At 69.6% G+C, this 13,221-nt stretch carries 12 protein-coding genes; 8 read left to right on the top strand and 4 right to left on the bottom strand.

Annotation, left to right across the window (positions count from 1 at the left end):
• Window positions 1–84 precede the first annotated feature (84 nt).
• Both ESB00_RS02415 and ESB00_RS02420 read left to right on the top strand, forming a co-directional pair.
• Entirely contained in the window at window positions 85–1,056 is a 972-nt protein-coding gene (locus ESB00_RS02415; protein WP_129046134.1) for a DUF2167 domain-containing protein, read from the top strand.
• Between the two features lie 19 nt (window positions 1,057–1,075).
• Window positions 1,076–2,200 (top strand): hypothetical protein, encoded by a 1,125-nt coding sequence (locus ESB00_RS02420; RefSeq protein ID WP_129046135.1) that lies wholly within the window; start codon window positions 1,076–1,078, stop codon window positions 2,198–2,200.
• 88 nt (window positions 2,201–2,288) lie between these two features.
• Here ESB00_RS02420 and ESB00_RS02425 read toward each other — a convergent pair whose 3' ends face one another.
• Window positions 2,289–3,155: a DMT family transporter gene (locus ESB00_RS02425; RefSeq protein WP_129046136.1), complete on the bottom strand. Its 867-nt coding sequence runs from the start codon at window positions 3,153–3,155 to the stop codon at window positions 2,289–2,291.
• Window positions 3,156–3,341: 186 nt separating this feature from the next.
• Here ESB00_RS02425 and ESB00_RS02430 point away from each other — a divergent pair, with 186 nt between their 5' ends.
• Window positions 3,342–4,652, top strand: coding sequence for an MATE family efflux transporter (locus tag ESB00_RS02430; protein WP_129046137.1), 1,311 nt, complete (start codon window positions 3,342–3,344; stop codon window positions 4,650–4,652).
• On the opposite strand, the gene ESB00_RS02435 is transcribed toward ESB00_RS02430, so the two are convergent.
• Entirely contained in the window at window positions 4,649–5,281 is a 633-nt protein-coding gene (locus ESB00_RS02435) for a response regulator transcription factor (protein ID WP_129046138.1), read from the bottom strand. The genes ESB00_RS02430 and ESB00_RS02435 overlap by 4 nt on opposite strands.
• A 118-nt stretch (window positions 5,282–5,399) precedes the next feature.
• On the opposite strand from ESB00_RS02435, the gene ESB00_RS20090 reads away from it, so the two are divergent.
• From ESB00_RS20090 to ESB00_RS02455, 5 genes are all read left to right on the top strand, one after another.
• A complete protein-coding gene (locus tag ESB00_RS20090; protein ID WP_281278153.1) occupies window positions 5,400–5,528 on the top strand; it encodes a hypothetical protein in 129 nt (42 codons plus the stop codon).
• Window positions 5,529–5,549: 21 nt separating this feature from the next.
• The gene (locus ESB00_RS02440; RefSeq protein ID WP_129046139.1) at window positions 5,550–5,984 is read left to right on the top strand and encodes a globin family protein; all 435 of its coding nucleotides are present in this window, start codon (window positions 5,550–5,552) and stop codon (window positions 5,982–5,984) included.
• A gap of 45 nt (window positions 5,985–6,029) precedes the next feature.
• On the top strand, window positions 6,030–6,467 hold the full coding sequence (locus tag ESB00_RS02445) for a c-type cytochrome (RefSeq protein ID WP_129046140.1): 438 nt from the start codon (window positions 6,030–6,032) through the stop codon (window positions 6,465–6,467).
• Window positions 6,468–6,603: 136 nt separating this feature from the next.
• On the top strand, window positions 6,604–10,176 hold the full coding sequence (locus ESB00_RS02450) for a PAS domain S-box protein (protein ID WP_129046141.1): 3,573 nt from the start codon (window positions 6,604–6,606) through the stop codon (window positions 10,174–10,176).
• A gap of 16 nt (window positions 10,177–10,192) precedes the next feature.
• Window positions 10,193–11,269: a hybrid sensor histidine kinase/response regulator gene (locus tag ESB00_RS02455; protein ID WP_129046142.1), complete on the top strand. Its 1,077-nt coding sequence runs from the start codon at window positions 10,193–10,195 to the stop codon at window positions 11,267–11,269.
• An 18-nt stretch (window positions 11,270–11,287) separates the two neighbouring features.
• On the opposite strand, the gene ESB00_RS02460 is transcribed toward ESB00_RS02455, so the two are convergent.
• Window positions 11,288–11,554, bottom strand: a complete 267-nt coding sequence (locus ESB00_RS02460) for a DUF167 domain-containing protein (protein WP_129046143.1) — start codon at window positions 11,552–11,554, stop codon at window positions 11,288–11,290.
• Between the two features lie 112 nt (window positions 11,555–11,666).
• The gene (locus tag ESB00_RS02465) at window positions 11,667–13,184 is read right to left on the bottom strand and encodes a PLP-dependent transferase (RefSeq protein ID WP_246026398.1); all 1,518 of its coding nucleotides are present in this window, start codon (window positions 13,182–13,184) and stop codon (window positions 11,667–11,669) included.
• Window positions 13,185–13,221 lie beyond the last annotated feature (37 nt).

A 13,221-nucleotide genomic window follows, 5' to 3' on the forward strand; every position in this document is an offset into this window, starting at 1 on the left:
CGCAATCCCGTCACGGCCCGCTTGACCGGTCTCCACGCTTGCGGAATAAACCCGGCACGGGCCACCACCTCAACCTCATCCCCCATGCATCTGACTCGTTGTCTGCTCCTGGCGACCTGTGTCGCCCTCACCGCCGTCGCACAGGATAAACCCAAGGAGGCCAGGCCCAAGGAGGCACAGCCCGCCGCCGCCGCGACCGAACCGGCTCCCGACACGGCCAACGGGCCCCGTCCGCACACTCGTGAAGAAGTCTACGCCAATGCCGGCATCAAGCTCGTCAACGGCCCGACCACCGTGACCCTCGGCCAGGCCGCCGAACTCAAGCTGCCCGAGGGCTACGCCTTTGTCGGCCCCGACTCGCTCGACCGTTATTATGAGCTCACCCAGAATTCCCGCAGCGGCAACGAGGTCGGCGTCGTCCTCTCGCCCAACAACTGGACACTCTTCTTCGACTACGACGACATCGGCTACGTGAAGGACGACGACAAGGACAAGCTCAACGCCGACAAGCTCATGTCCTCCATGACCGACAACCAGAACGCGGCGAATGAGGCCCGCAAGGAGCGCGGCTGGGACGAACTGCGCCTGAACGGCTGGGCCACGCCGCCGCACTACGATGCGAAGACGAACAACCTCAAGTGGGCCATCAACCTCACCTCCTCGCAGGACCAGTTCAAGGAGGTGTGGATCAATGGCAGCATCCGTCTGCTCGGGCGGGGTGGCGTGATGAACGTCACGCTCGTGAGCGACTCGGCCGTCTTCAAGCAGGCTGAAACGGAGGCCGACCAGCTGCTGGCCGGTGGTTTCAACTACGTGTCCGGGCAGAAATACACGGAGTTCAAGGCGGGTGACAAGGTAGCCCAATACGGCCTCGCCGCGCTTGTGCTCGGCGGCGGCGTGGCGGCGGCGGCCAAACTGGGCTGGCTGGCCCAGTTCACCGCGTTCTTTGGCAAGGCGTGGAAGGCCGTCGTCGCCGCCCTCGTGGCCGTCGGCGTGGGCATCAAGAAGCTGCTGAACAAGTTCACCGGCGCCCGCCCCGACGAGCCCTCGGCGTGAGCCCGCCCCTCGCGCCGGCATGAGTGAGTGGGCTTCAGTGCTGCTGGTCTTCTGGGCACTCTGGCTAGCGGACGGCCTCAAGCTGCCGCCGGCGGCGCGTTTCAACCTGAACGGCCGCGGCCGGCGCGCGCGGCTGGTCTTCGGCCGCCTGCTCCGGCCCGGTTGGTCGCCGACGGGCTGGCGCGTGCTGGCGGACGACGTGCCCTTCGCGCTATCGCCCCGGGGCATCAGCAACCGTCCCGTCGGTTCCGCCGGCCGGCCCGCCGAGGCGCCCGCTCGCGCCACGGCCTGGGCCTGGGAGGAAATCCGCGAGACCGGCGTGCAGCGCGGCTGGATCACGATCAACGGCGCGCGTTTCTGCCGCGACACCGGCCACCTGCGCGCCTCGCAGATCCTCGGTCTCGCGCGCATGCCGGAGCCGGTGCGCACGCCACGGATCGGCTGGTGGCTCGCCCGCTGGCTGCGGCCCGCGCATCTGCGGCGACGGGCCAAAATCCTGGTCGGACGCACGATGGTGCCGGCCGTCTTCAACGGCGTGTTTCTCGCGCTGGCGGTTGTCCTCACGGTTTACCTGCTCGCCGACGGTGCCAGCCGGCTGGCGCCGAAGCAGGCGGAGCTGGTGGCGCGGCTGCTGCCGCTGATCCTCGGGTATCTGGTCCTGCTGCATCTGGCCGGCGTCGTGACGGCGTGGCGGGCGACGCGCCGGCTCCAGGTGCCGGGCGAGGACCAGCGCGGCATTGCGCTCTTCAGCGCCGTGCTGCTTCCGCCGCAGGCCCTGCGGCTGCGGGCGCTGGCCGGAGACGGCTGGTTTCCGGCGCAGCACCCGCTGGCCTGCGCGCTGGCGTTTGCGCCGAAGCGGGAACTGGCCGAACTCGCCTTCCAGGTGGTCGGCGACCTGCGCTGGCCGATCGGCGACGCCGAGGATGCGCCGTTGGCGCGTGAGATTGCCGCCTGGCACCGCACGGAGCTGGGTCAGCGGCTGGGACCTTTGCTCGCCGCGGCCGGCGTGGAGGAAGAAAAGCTATTCGCCGCTCCGCGTGCCGACGGCCCGGCGAGCTGCCGCTATTGCCCGCGCTGCCGCAGCCAGTTCACGAGCGAGGCGGCGCGGTGTCCGCACGGGGTGGAGTTGAAGCCGGTGAAGTAGCCGCGCCGGGGCGCCGCGATCGCGTGACCCCGTGTTCGGCCACGCTTTCATCCCGCGCGGCGGGATTGAATCGCGGCTACAAATCGATTCACCCCAAGGCCAGCGCGAGGATGCCCACGGCCATGCCGGCGGCGGCGAGGAGACGGCGCGGGGCGTCGGACTCATTCAGGAGCTTCGCCCCGAAGAACGCCCCGATGACGATGCTGATCTCGCGTGCGGGCGCGATGTAGCTCACGGGCGTGAAACTCATCGCGTAGAGAATGAGCACATAGGCGACCGGACTCAGCAGGCCGACGATGGCGGCCTTGCCGCGGTGGTCGCGCCAGGCGGCCACGACTTCGTCGCGGCGCCGCCAGGCAAAGGGCGTGAGGATGAGGAAGAGCACGAGCTGGGTGCCGCCGTCGTAGAGAATCGGCGGCAGTTTCAGGTGGGCGACGGCGCGCTGGTCCCAGACGGTATAAAGGCCGACGCAGGTGGCGCAGGCGAGGCCGTAGAAAATGCCCTGCCGCAGGTGCGCACGGTCGGTCTTCAGCAGCTGCGGGCCGCCGGTGAGCAGGAACACGCAGCCAATGATGATGCCGCCGCCGGCGAGCGCCAGCGGAGTGGGGCGTTCGCCGAAGAACAGGATCGCGCCCACCGTCGCGAGCAGGGGCGCGGTGCCGCGGGTGAGCGGGTAGACGAGCGAGAAATCGCCGCTGCGATAGGCGCGCTGGAGCAGAAGCGAGTAGAGCGTCTTGAGCGCACCGCTGCCGGCGATCACCCACCACACGCGGACCGGCAGTTCCGGCTTTTGCCAGAGCCAGTAGCCCAGACCTCCCACCGCGTAGAGCCCGAGCGCGAAGACGCTGGAGACCCAGACGAAGGGCAGGCCGCCCGCCGAGCGCTTGGCCGCGTAGTTCCACGTCGCGTGGATGAATGCGGCGACGAGGACGAGGGCGAGGGCGGCGAGGGTCATGGGGATGACGGGTCACCACGAAATACACGGAACACACGAAAGGAAAGCACGAGGGTGGTTGCTCTCCTCCACCAGCAGGAATCCTGTCACTGTTATCTGTAACGGACCGGTCGGTGGAGTGCTGCCGCAGTCCGGGGGACGAATTTTTCGTGTCTTTCGGCGGTTTCGTGCTGTCCTGCCCTCTCCATGCAAATTGTGCTCAAGGAACTCCGGCTGACGCTCGCGCTGGCCCTGCCCATGGTCGTGGCGCAGGTGAGCCAGATGCTGATCGGCATCACGGATGCGGCCATGATCGGCCGCGTGGGCACGGTGGAGCTGGCGGCGTCGGCCTTCTCGGGCGGCGTGTTCGGCCTGTTCTACGTCGCCGGCATCGGGCTGCTGATCCCGGTGGGTGTGTTCACGGCGCGCGACCACGGGGCGGGCGACGACGCCGGCTGCGCGGCGTGGCTGAAGCACGGCAAGGCGGTGGCCCTGGTGGCCGGCACGGGTTGCGCCGGGCTGATGGCGGCGCTTACCCCGTGGCTGCACCGGTTCGGTCAGCCGGCGGAAGTCGTGGCGGTGGTGAAGCCCTTTTATCTGCTCTACGCGCTGTCGCTGATCCCGGTGTTTTATTTCCAGGTGCAGCGGCAGTATCTCGATGCACTCGGCCGGCCGTGGGTCGGCACAACCATCATGCTGGCGGACGTCGCGTTGAACGCCCTGTTAAACTGGGGGCTCATCTGGGGTCACTGGGGCCTGCCGGCGCTCGGGTTGACCGGCGCGGGCGTGGCGACGCTGACGGTGCGGGTGCTGGCCGTGGCCACGATTGCCTTCTGGCTGCGGCGCGAGCGCCCGGCCCAGGGCGGGTGGGAGCGGGCGCGGTTCCGCGAGATGCTGCACATGGGCGTGCCGGCGTCGGGCAGCCTGCTGTTCGAGTGCGGGGCGTTTTCCGCGGCCATGCTGATGATGGGCTGGCTGGGTGCGACGGCGCTGGCTGCGCATCAGGTCGCGCTCAGCTGCGCGGCGTTCACCTTCATGTTTCCTCTCGGTCTGTCCATGGCGACGAGCATCCGCATCAGCAAGGCGCGGGGCGAGGGCCGGATGGAGGCGCTGCGGCCGATTGGGTTTGGTTCGCTGGGTTTCACGAGCCTGCTCATGCTGGCGTTTGCCGTCGTCTTCGGTTTCGGCGGCACGGTGCTGGCCCGGGGTTTCACGCCGGACCCGGCGGTCGTGGCGCTGGCGGCGCAGCTGCTCGTGGTCGCGGCGATCTTCCAGCTGTTCGACGGCGGACAGGTCGTGTCGGTGGCCGCGTTGCGCGGCCTGACCGACGTGAAGGTGCCGACGGTGATCACCTTCATCGCCTACTGGGTGGTGTCGCTGCCGCTGGCCTATGTGCTGGCCTTTCACACGCGGCTTGGCGCCATCGGGGTCTGGGCGGGGCTGGCGAGCGGACTCGCCTGCGCGGCGGTGCTGCTGGCTTGGCGGTTCCGGGGGCTGACGCGCAGCCGCGCGGCCTAGGACTGGGGCGTGATTTTCTCCAACACCGAGGTGACGGCGGCGGTGCGGTTTTCCACGCCCAGCTTGGTGAAGATGCTCTCGAGGTGTTTTTTGACCGTCGTGAGCTGGATGCCGAGGATGGTGCCGATCTCCGGGTTGGTCTTGCCCTGCACGACCCACGAAAGGATCTCCGCCTCGCGGGCGGTGAGGCCGAGGGCGCGTTCGATCGCGCCCGGGGTGGCGTCGGCCACCGAGGCGGCGCGGGTGGCGCCGGTGGTCTGCTGGCGGCGGCGCAGGCGGGCCTGCACGGCGCCCAGCAGGTCCACGGGCTCGACGGGTTTCACGAGGTAGTCGTCGGCGCCGAGGTTCATGCCCGTGCGCTGGTCGCTCCGCTCGCTCCAGCCCGTCAGAAAGATGAAGGGCAGGTGGGCCGTGGCGGGGTCCTGGCGGAGGGACTCGACCACGCGGTGGCCGTTCATCTCGGGCATGGTGATGTCGCAGAGCACCAGGGCGGGCTTTTCGCTGCGGGCGAGCGTGATGCCCTCGCGGCCGTTGCGGGCCTCGACCGTCGTGTAACCCTCGCTCTGGAGCAGCGCGCAGGTCTGCTTCCGGATCTTCGGGTCGTCGTCGATGACGAGGATTTTTTCCACGAGGCCGGAGCTTGGCGGCGGGAGGCGCGATGTAAAGCAGGCCGTGTGACCTAGCCGATCGGCCACCCCCGGCCGGCCCATGGCGGGCGGCGGCGTTTCCGGGCATACTGACAGCATCATGAATCTCCTCTCCCTTCCCGCTGTGCTCCTCACCCTTCCGGCCGAAACCGGCGGCATCTTTCTCACGATGCTTTTCATCACCATGACGGTGGCGTTTCCGCTCCGCATGGAGCGCCGCCGCAAGTAACCGTCTGCGCCTTCCCCCGCCATGACCACCGCCGAAATCACCCTTGTCCAGGATTCCTTCCGCAAGGTCGCGCCGATCGCCGACCAGGCCGCCTCGCTCTTCTATGCGCGCCTTTTCGAACTCGATCCCGCGTTGCGCCACCTTTTCCACAGCGACATGGCCGACCAGGGCCGCAAGCTCATGCAGATGCTCGGCCTGGCCGTCGCCGGCCTGAACCGGCTCGACGACCTGGTGCCGGCCGTCCGGCAGCTGGGCCTGCGCCATGCCGGTTACCGGGTGCGCGACGAGCACTACGAGACCGTGGGCGAGGCGTTGCTCTGGACGCTGGGCCGCGGGCTCGGGGCGGCCTTCACCGCCGACATGCAGGCGGCGTGGGCCAAGGCCTACTGGACCCTCGCCGAAACCATGAAGGCCGGGGCCCGCGACGGCGCCGCCCAACAGCATCGCGTCGCCTGAAACCAACGCTCCCTTTTCCCTAAAAACTTAAAACCTGATTCACGCATGAAAACCCGCCTGCTCGTCCTCCTCCTTGGCATTGTCACCACCGTTCCGCTCGCCGCGGCCGACCCCGTGGCGCCGGCCGCCCTGCTCAATCGCGGCCGCTATCTCGTCGAGGGCATCGGCCTGTGCGCCGACTGCCATTCCCCCCGCAATGAAAAGGGCGAGTTCGTCACCGCGCACTGGCTGCGCGGCGCGCCCATCGGCTTCACGCCGGCGGTGCCGATGCCCGTCTGGGCGCCGGTGGCCCCGCCGATCGCCGGCCTGCCGTCCATGACAGCGGAGCAGGCCGTGAAATTCCTGATGGAAGGCAAGCGTCCCGACGGCACGATGCCGCGTCCGCCCATGCCGGCCTACCGGCTCAACGAGGAGGATGCGCGCGCCATGGTGGCCTACCTCAAGTCGCTGGGCGACGCACCCGCGGTCGCCGCGCAACCCTGATTTTTCCGTCCCGCCGCCCGTCCCCGCGCGGGCGGCAATCGTAACCGGGGCCGGGTCCGCGATGACGGCATCGCCACCCGGCCTCGTTTGATTTTCCCACCCCAGTCCGGCATTGCCTGCTTCTGTGCCGCCCGCCATGTCTCGGCGCACCCTCGCCATGGCCGACCTCCGTCCAGTCCCGACCTCCACGGCCGACTACCTGCGCAGCGCGTTTCTCGCGAGCCCGGCGATGATGGCGATCACCCGGCTCGCCGACGGCGTGCTGCTGGACGCGAATCCGGCGTTCCTCGAGGGCGCGGGGCTCTCCCGGGACCAGGCCATCGGCCGGCCGATCCTCGATCTCGGCATCTGGCTGGATGATTCCCGCCGCGTCGAATACCGGCGCCTCCTCCAGACCGAGGGGCGGGTGAAGGACTACGAGGCGCGTTTTCGCAACCACCAGGGACGCGAGCGCGAGGTCATGCTGAACGCCGAGCTCGTCACCATCGACGGCGAGCGCTGCGGCGTGGTCGTGGCGATCGACGTCACGGAACGGCGCCAGCGGGAGCGCGAGCAGACCGCCGTTTACCGGCTCGCCGCCGCCGCGGCCGGGGCGACCGACCTGCGCACGCTGCTGGAGCGGTTTCACGCCATCATCGCGGAGCTGCTGCCGGCGCGGAATTTCTTCGTCGCATTGCTCAACCCGGAGCGCACCGAGCTGTCCTTCCCGGTTTTCGTGGACGAGGTCACGCCGCCGCCCGCGCCGCGGCCGGTCGCGAACTACCTCTCCGACTTCGTCATCCGCACGCGCCAGCCGCTGCTGCTGCGCTCCAGCGTCGTGCCGGAGTTCAAAGCCACCACCGGCTACGCCCCGCGTTACGGCTGGTGCAAGGTCTGGCTCGGCGCGCCGCTGATGCAGGGCGACGTGGCGGTCGGCGCGGTGGCCGTGCAGGACTACCACGATGAAAACGCCTACCGCGAGGATGACGTGCCGTTCTTCGGCTTCGTGGCCGCGCAGATCGCGACCGCGCTCCGGCGCTACGAGGCCGAGGCCGTGCGGCGCGAGTCGGAGGAGTATTTCGCCAAGTCCTTCCACGCGAGCCCGGCGCGCATGGCGCTGGCGGGGCTGGAGGACGGCCGCATCATCGAGGCGAACCAGGCCTTCCTCGAGGCCTCGGGCTACACGCGCGAGGAGGTCATCGGGCGCACGTCGCTGGAGCTGAAGCTCTGGGCCAACGCCCACGAGCGCACCGCCTTCGTCGAGCGCCTCACCGCCACCGGGGCGGTGCGCGACCACGAGGCCATGTTCCGGCCCAAGACCGGGGAGCCGCGCTACGTGCTCGTGAACGCCGACGCGTTCGAGATGCGCGGCCGGCGCTGCATGCTCATCACCGCGATCGACCTGACGGAGCGCCACCGCCGCGAGCGCGTGCAGGAGGCGACCTACCGCATCTCGCAGGCCGTGCTCGCCGGGGGCAGCCTCGACGCGCTCTTCGCCGAGCTGCACCGCATCGTCGGCACGCTCATGCCCGCGCGGAACTTCTACGTCGCGCTGCTCAGCCCGGACCACAGCCTGCTCACGTTCCCGTATTTCGTGGACGAGGTGGTGGCCGAGGCGCCGCCGCGCCCGCCCGCGAACGGTTTCACCGAATACATCCTGCGGACCGGCCGGCCCGCCCTCATGACGGCCCCCGAGCTCCACGCCACGCTCGCGGCGCATGGCGACTACCTCGCGCTGGAGCGTCCGGCGGCGCAGCGCCTCGGCGCGCCGCTCTTCATCGACGGCCGGCCCGCGGGGGTGATAGCGCTGCAGGATTATGAAAACGCCCTGGCCTACGGCGCGGAGGAGCAGCGCCTGCTCATGTTCGTGGCCGACCAGGCCGCGCTCGCCGTGCAGCGGCGTCAGGCCGACGAGGCGATGCGCCGCGCCGAGGAGCAATACCGTGGCATCTTCGAACATGCGGTCGAGGGCCTCTACCAAACCACGGCGGACGGCCGGTTTTTGCGCGCCAATCGCGCCATGGCGCAGCTGCTGGGCTACGACTCGGTCGCCGCGCTGGTGGCGGCCGTCAACGACATCGGCCATCAGGTGTATGTCGACCCCGGCCGGCGCGCCCAGTTCATGGAGCTGATCCGCGGGCGCGACGCCATCGCGGACTTCGAGTCCGACGTGCGCCGGGCCGACGGCACGGTGATCCGCCTGAGCGAGTCCATCCGCGTCGTGCGCAACGCCGCGGGCGAGATCAGCCACTTCGAGGGCGTGGCCATCGACATCACCGCCGTCCACGAGCACGCGCGCGCACTCCGTGAGGCGCGCGACGCCGCCGACACCGCCAACCGCGCCAAGTCCCAGTTCCTCGCCAGCATGAGCCACGAGCTGCGCACGCCGCTCAACGGCATCCTTGGCTACGCCCAGATCCTGCGCCGCGACCCCGCGCTCACCGACCCGCAGCGCGCCGGCGTCGAGGTGATCCAGCAGTCGGGCGAGCACCTGCTGGCGCTCATCAACGACGTGCTCGACCTCGCCAAGATCGAGGCGCGGCGCTTCGAGCTGCACCCCGTGGACTTCGACCTGCCGGACTTCGTGCGCGGGGTGAGCGGATTCTTCCTGCCCAAGGCCCGGGAAAAGGGCCTGCTGCTGGAGACCGCCCTGTCCGGCGCGCTGCCCCGGGTGGTGCGAGGCGACATCCAGCGGCTGCGGCAGGTGTGCTACAACCTGCTCGGCAACGCCATCAAGTTCACCCAGCGCGGAAGCGTGATCTTCTCGATTGAGCGCGCCGAAGGCATGGTGCGCTTTTCGGTCAGCGACACGGGACCCGGCATCTCGGCGGCGGACCAGGAGCGGCTTTTCGAGCCCTTCGCGCAGATCGGCGACCACGCGCGCCATGCCGAGGGCACCGGACTCGGCCTCAATGTCAGCCGCGGCATCGTCGAGCAGATGGGCGGACGCCTGCTCGTCGAGACGCGGGCCGGCTGGGGCAGCCGGTTTTACTTCGACGTGCCGCTGCCCGCGGGGGAGGCGGGCCCGGAGACGCCCGCCACCGCGACGGCCGGCCGCGTGAAGGGCTATGCCGGTCCGCGCCGCAAGGTGCTGGTGGCCGACGACCATGCGCCCAACCGCGACCTGTTGCGCGACCTGCTGCAGCCGCTGGGCTTCGAGGTGCGGGGCGTGGCCGACGGTGCCGCCGCCCTCGAGCTGGCCCGCGAGTGGCAGCCCGACCTCATCGTGCTCGACCTGAAGATGCCCCGGCTCGACGGGTTGGCGGCGGCGCGGGCCATCCGCGAAATCCTGCCGGCCGGCACCACGCACATCCTCGGCATGTCGGCGAGCGCCTTTGACAGCGACCGGCAGGCCTGCCTCGAAGCCGGTTGCGAGGATTTCCTGCCCAAGCCCCTGCGCGAAGCCCAGCTGCTGGCCGCCATCGAGCGGTTGCTCGGGCTGAGCTGGCAGTTTGCCGACCCGGCGGCCGGCGAAACCTTCTCCCCTTTCCCCGGCATGGAGCACGCCCCGGCGGCGGCTGATGCGGAGGCCTTGCACGAGCTGGCCAGCAACGGCGACGTCGTGGCCGTGCGCGCCTACGCCCAGAAACTCGCCGAGCGCGACGCCCGTCTGGCGCCGTTCGCGCAGGCGGTCATCGGCCTGGCCGCGCGGTTCAAGATGAAGGCCATCCGCCAGTTCGTCGCGCGCTACCGCACCGGCGCCGATCTCCCGCCCCCGGCGAAAACCTGAACCCGCTTGCCCGCCCATGCCCGAGACCATCCTGATCGTTGATGATACGCCCGCCAACATCAGCGTGCTGGTGGACGCCCTCGCGGGCACCGGCCACCAGCTGCTCGTGGCCGAGGACGGGGAGGACGCGCTGGAACAGACCACGCGCGTGCTGCCCGACCTGATCCTGCTCGACGTGATGATGCCCGGGCTCGACGGCTACGAGACCTGCCGCCGGCTGAAGGCGCGGGCCGACACGCGGGACATTCCCGTGATTTTCATGACGGCGCTGCACGAGACGGCGGAAAAGGTGAAGGCCTTCGCCGCCGGGGCGGTGGACTACATCACCAAACCCATTCAGCACGAGGAGGCGCTGGCGCGCATCCAGGCCCACATGACGCTCCGCCGCCTGCGGCGCGAGCTCGAGCGCGAGTTGCTCCTGAAGCAGCGGTTCATGTCCATCGCCGCGCACGATCTGAGGAATCCGCTCTGCCTGATCCTGATGTCGGGCGAGATGGCGCGGCGGAAGGGCGCGGCCGGGCCGCTGGCGGAGTATTTTGAGAATATCGACAGCTCCGCGCGGCAGATCCGCCGCATCATCGACACGTTCCTGAGCGGGCAGCGCGGCGGCGAGGCGCGCGGGCAGCCCGGCCGCACCGACCTCAATCTCATCGCGACCGCCGTGGCCGCGCAGAACGAGCCCGCCTGCGAGCGCAAGCAGCTCACGGTCGAGTTCGAGCTCGGCGAAAACCTGCCGCCGGTGCGGGGTGATGCCGGCTATGTGTATCAGGCGTTCACGAACTATTTCAGCAATGCCATCAAGTTCCTGCCGACCGGCGGGCTCATCCGGGTCCGCTCGACGCTGGGTGAAACAGCCGTGCGCTGTGAGGTGGCGGATAACGGTCCCGGCGTCCCTGCCGGGGAGCGCGACCGGCTGTTCACCGAGAATGCCCGGCTCAGCAACCGTCCGACCGGTGGCGAGGAGAGCACGGGCCTCGGGCTCTCGATCGTGAAGCAGCTGATCGAGTCGGACGGCGGGCGCGTGGGCGCCGATTTCCCGGCGGCGGGCGGTTCGGTGTTCTGGTTCGAGCTGCCGATCGCGCCGGGGCCGTGAGCGGAAGGCGGGCAGATTTCAGCGGCTGAGCTGCGCGCGCACAGCCGCCGCGTCGAGGCCGGCGATGCGCACGACTTTCTGGCGCGACTTGTCGCCGCGCACGAGGGTGACGCTGCGGCGCGGGAGGCCGAGGGTCTCCGCGAGGAAATCGAGCAGCTCGTCGTTGGCGCGGCCCTCGAGCGCGGGGGCGTGGATCTTCACCTTCAGCGCGGTGCCGAGCCAGCCCACGACCTCGTTGCGCGGGGCGTTGGGGATGACCTTCAGCTCGAGGGTGCAGTCGGGCATTAGCGTCAGGGAGGCTTCAATCGTTCTCTTTCTCTCAATCTTTCTCGTTCTCGCGGTCTGACGGCTTGGAAGAGAGAAGGATTGCGAGATTGAGAACGAGAACGATTGACGGTCAGCCCAGCGCCTCGGCGAGCGCGCCGATGATTTCCTCCACCGGCTCGGTGCCGACGCAGAGGCGGAGCAGGTCGGGATCGAGTTTGCTGGCGGCGAGCTCGGCCAGGCCGGCGGGCGTGGTGACGAGGTCGTAGTGCGCGAGATACATGAAGGGGCAGATGAGCGTGGTCTTCATGCCGAAGCTCGGGCCCTTGGGCAGGCGCAAGCGGTCGTAGAACTTCTCCAGGCCGCCGAGTTGTTTCAGCGTGAACGTGATCATGCCGCCGGTGGCGTCGGGCGAGCGGGCGAGCCTGAGGTAATTCTCCCGGCTGCCGGGCTGGAGGGCCCAGTAAACGTCCTTCACGGCCGGGTGTTGGGCGAGGAAGGCCACGACCTGGGGCGTGGCGGCGTGGATCCTGGCGAGCACGTCGCGCGTCTGGCCGATTTGCCAGGCGAGACGCGCGGCGTCGCGCGCGTAGAGCGGCTCGACCAACGGAGCGAGGCCGGCGCGCAGGGCCGCGGCGTCGGGACCGGCGGGGTTCACGGCGACGAGGCCGGCGGTGAGATCGCCCTCGCTGGCCGTGTATTTGGTGAGGCTGCTGATGACGAGGTCGGCGTGGGGCAGCACATCAAGCGCGAAGACCGAGCTCATCGAGGGATCCACCAGCAGACGCGCGCCGTGCTGGCGGCAGAGCGCGGCGATGGCCGGCAGGTCGGGCGTCTGGATGAGCGGGTTGGTCGGCACCTCGGTGACGACGCCGGCGATGCGCGTGCCGTGGGCGGCGAAGATGCGGCGCAGGCCGTCGAGGTCGGCCACGTCGCGCACATAGACATAGTCGGCGGGCTTCGACGTGAACTTCTGGAGGATCGCGATGGTGTCGAGGTAGAGCCAGCCGAGCTGGAGCCAGACGGTGCGGCCGCGCGGGGCCTGGAGGGCGTTGACGGCCCGGAAGGCGGCGTTCACCGCGCTCATGCCGCAGTTGGCGAGGAAGAGATCGGCGTCGGACGCACCGGTCAGCGCACTGCGGAGCTGGCGGCGGATCTCGGCGGAGGCGTCGCCCTTGAACACGTCCTCGGGGTGCGGGGCGGGCAGCAGGCCGAGCGCGACGAGATGGTCCTCGGCCTCGCGGGAGGAGAGAAAGCCGCCGATGTTCTGGAGAAAAACCTTGGCGCGGGCGGAGGTGTCGGCCGACTCGGGGTGCGACACGCCGAAGAGGCCGTGCTGGGTGTAGAGCTCGGCGCCGCGGGCCGAGGTCAGGTGCGCGACCAGTGCGCGGGCCATGGCGGCCGACGACGTGAGCCAGAGGGTGCGGCCGTGGAGCGCGGGGGTGGAAGCGGTGAAGTGCTTCACCAGCTGCCGGGCAAACGGGTGCACCACGAAGCGCGGGTAGCCGTTGGTGAGGTGCTTCACGACCTCCGGGTTCTTTTCCTCGTAGCCGCGCACGTCGTGCATCGTGGGCAGGCTGCACGACACGGCGTGCGGACTGGCCGGAATGGAATGCCCGAGGGGCAGATGCGGAAAGCAGGAGGAACTCACGGTCGGCCAGATTCTACGCAGGGCCGCGGGAAGACAA

The organism is Oleiharenicola lentus (genome assembly GCF_004118375.1).
Lineage (GTDB): Bacteria > Verrucomicrobiota > Verrucomicrobiia > Opitutales > Opitutaceae > Lacunisphaera > Lacunisphaera lenta.

Excerpts from the sequence above, each read along its gene's own strand:
- ESB00_RS02415 (WP_129046134.1), top strand. The coding sequence starts at position 85 with ATGCATCTGACTCGTTGTCTGCTCCTGGCGACCTGTGTCGCCCTCACC.
- ESB00_RS02420 (WP_129046135.1), top strand. The coding sequence starts at position 1,076 with ATGAGTGAGTGGGCTTCAGTGCTGCTGGTCTTCTGGGCACTCTGGCTA.
- ESB00_RS02425 (WP_129046136.1), bottom strand. The coding sequence starts at position 3,155 with ATGACCCTCGCCGCCCTCGCCCTCGTCCTCGTCGCCGCATTCATCCAC.
- ESB00_RS02430 (WP_129046137.1), top strand. The coding sequence starts at position 3,342 with ATGCAAATTGTGCTCAAGGAACTCCGGCTGACGCTCGCGCTGGCCCTG.
- ESB00_RS20090 (WP_281278153.1), top strand. The coding sequence starts at position 5,400 with ATGAATCTCCTCTCCCTTCCCGCTGTGCTCCTCACCCTTCCGGCCGAA.
- ESB00_RS02440 (WP_129046139.1), top strand. The coding sequence starts at position 5,550 with ATGACCACCGCCGAAATCACCCTTGTCCAGGATTCCTTCCGCAAGGTC.
- ESB00_RS02445 (WP_129046140.1), top strand. The coding sequence starts at position 6,030 with ATGAAAACCCGCCTGCTCGTCCTCCTCCTTGGCATTGTCACCACCGTT.
- ESB00_RS02450 (WP_129046141.1), top strand. The coding sequence starts at position 6,604 with ATGTCTCGGCGCACCCTCGCCATGGCCGACCTCCGTCCAGTCCCGACC.
- ESB00_RS02455 (WP_129046142.1), top strand. The coding sequence starts at position 10,193 with ATGCCCGAGACCATCCTGATCGTTGATGATACGCCCGCCAACATCAGC.
- ESB00_RS02460 (WP_129046143.1), bottom strand. The coding sequence starts at position 11,554 with ATGCCCGACTGCACCCTCGAGCTGAAGGTCATCCCCAACGCCCCGCGC.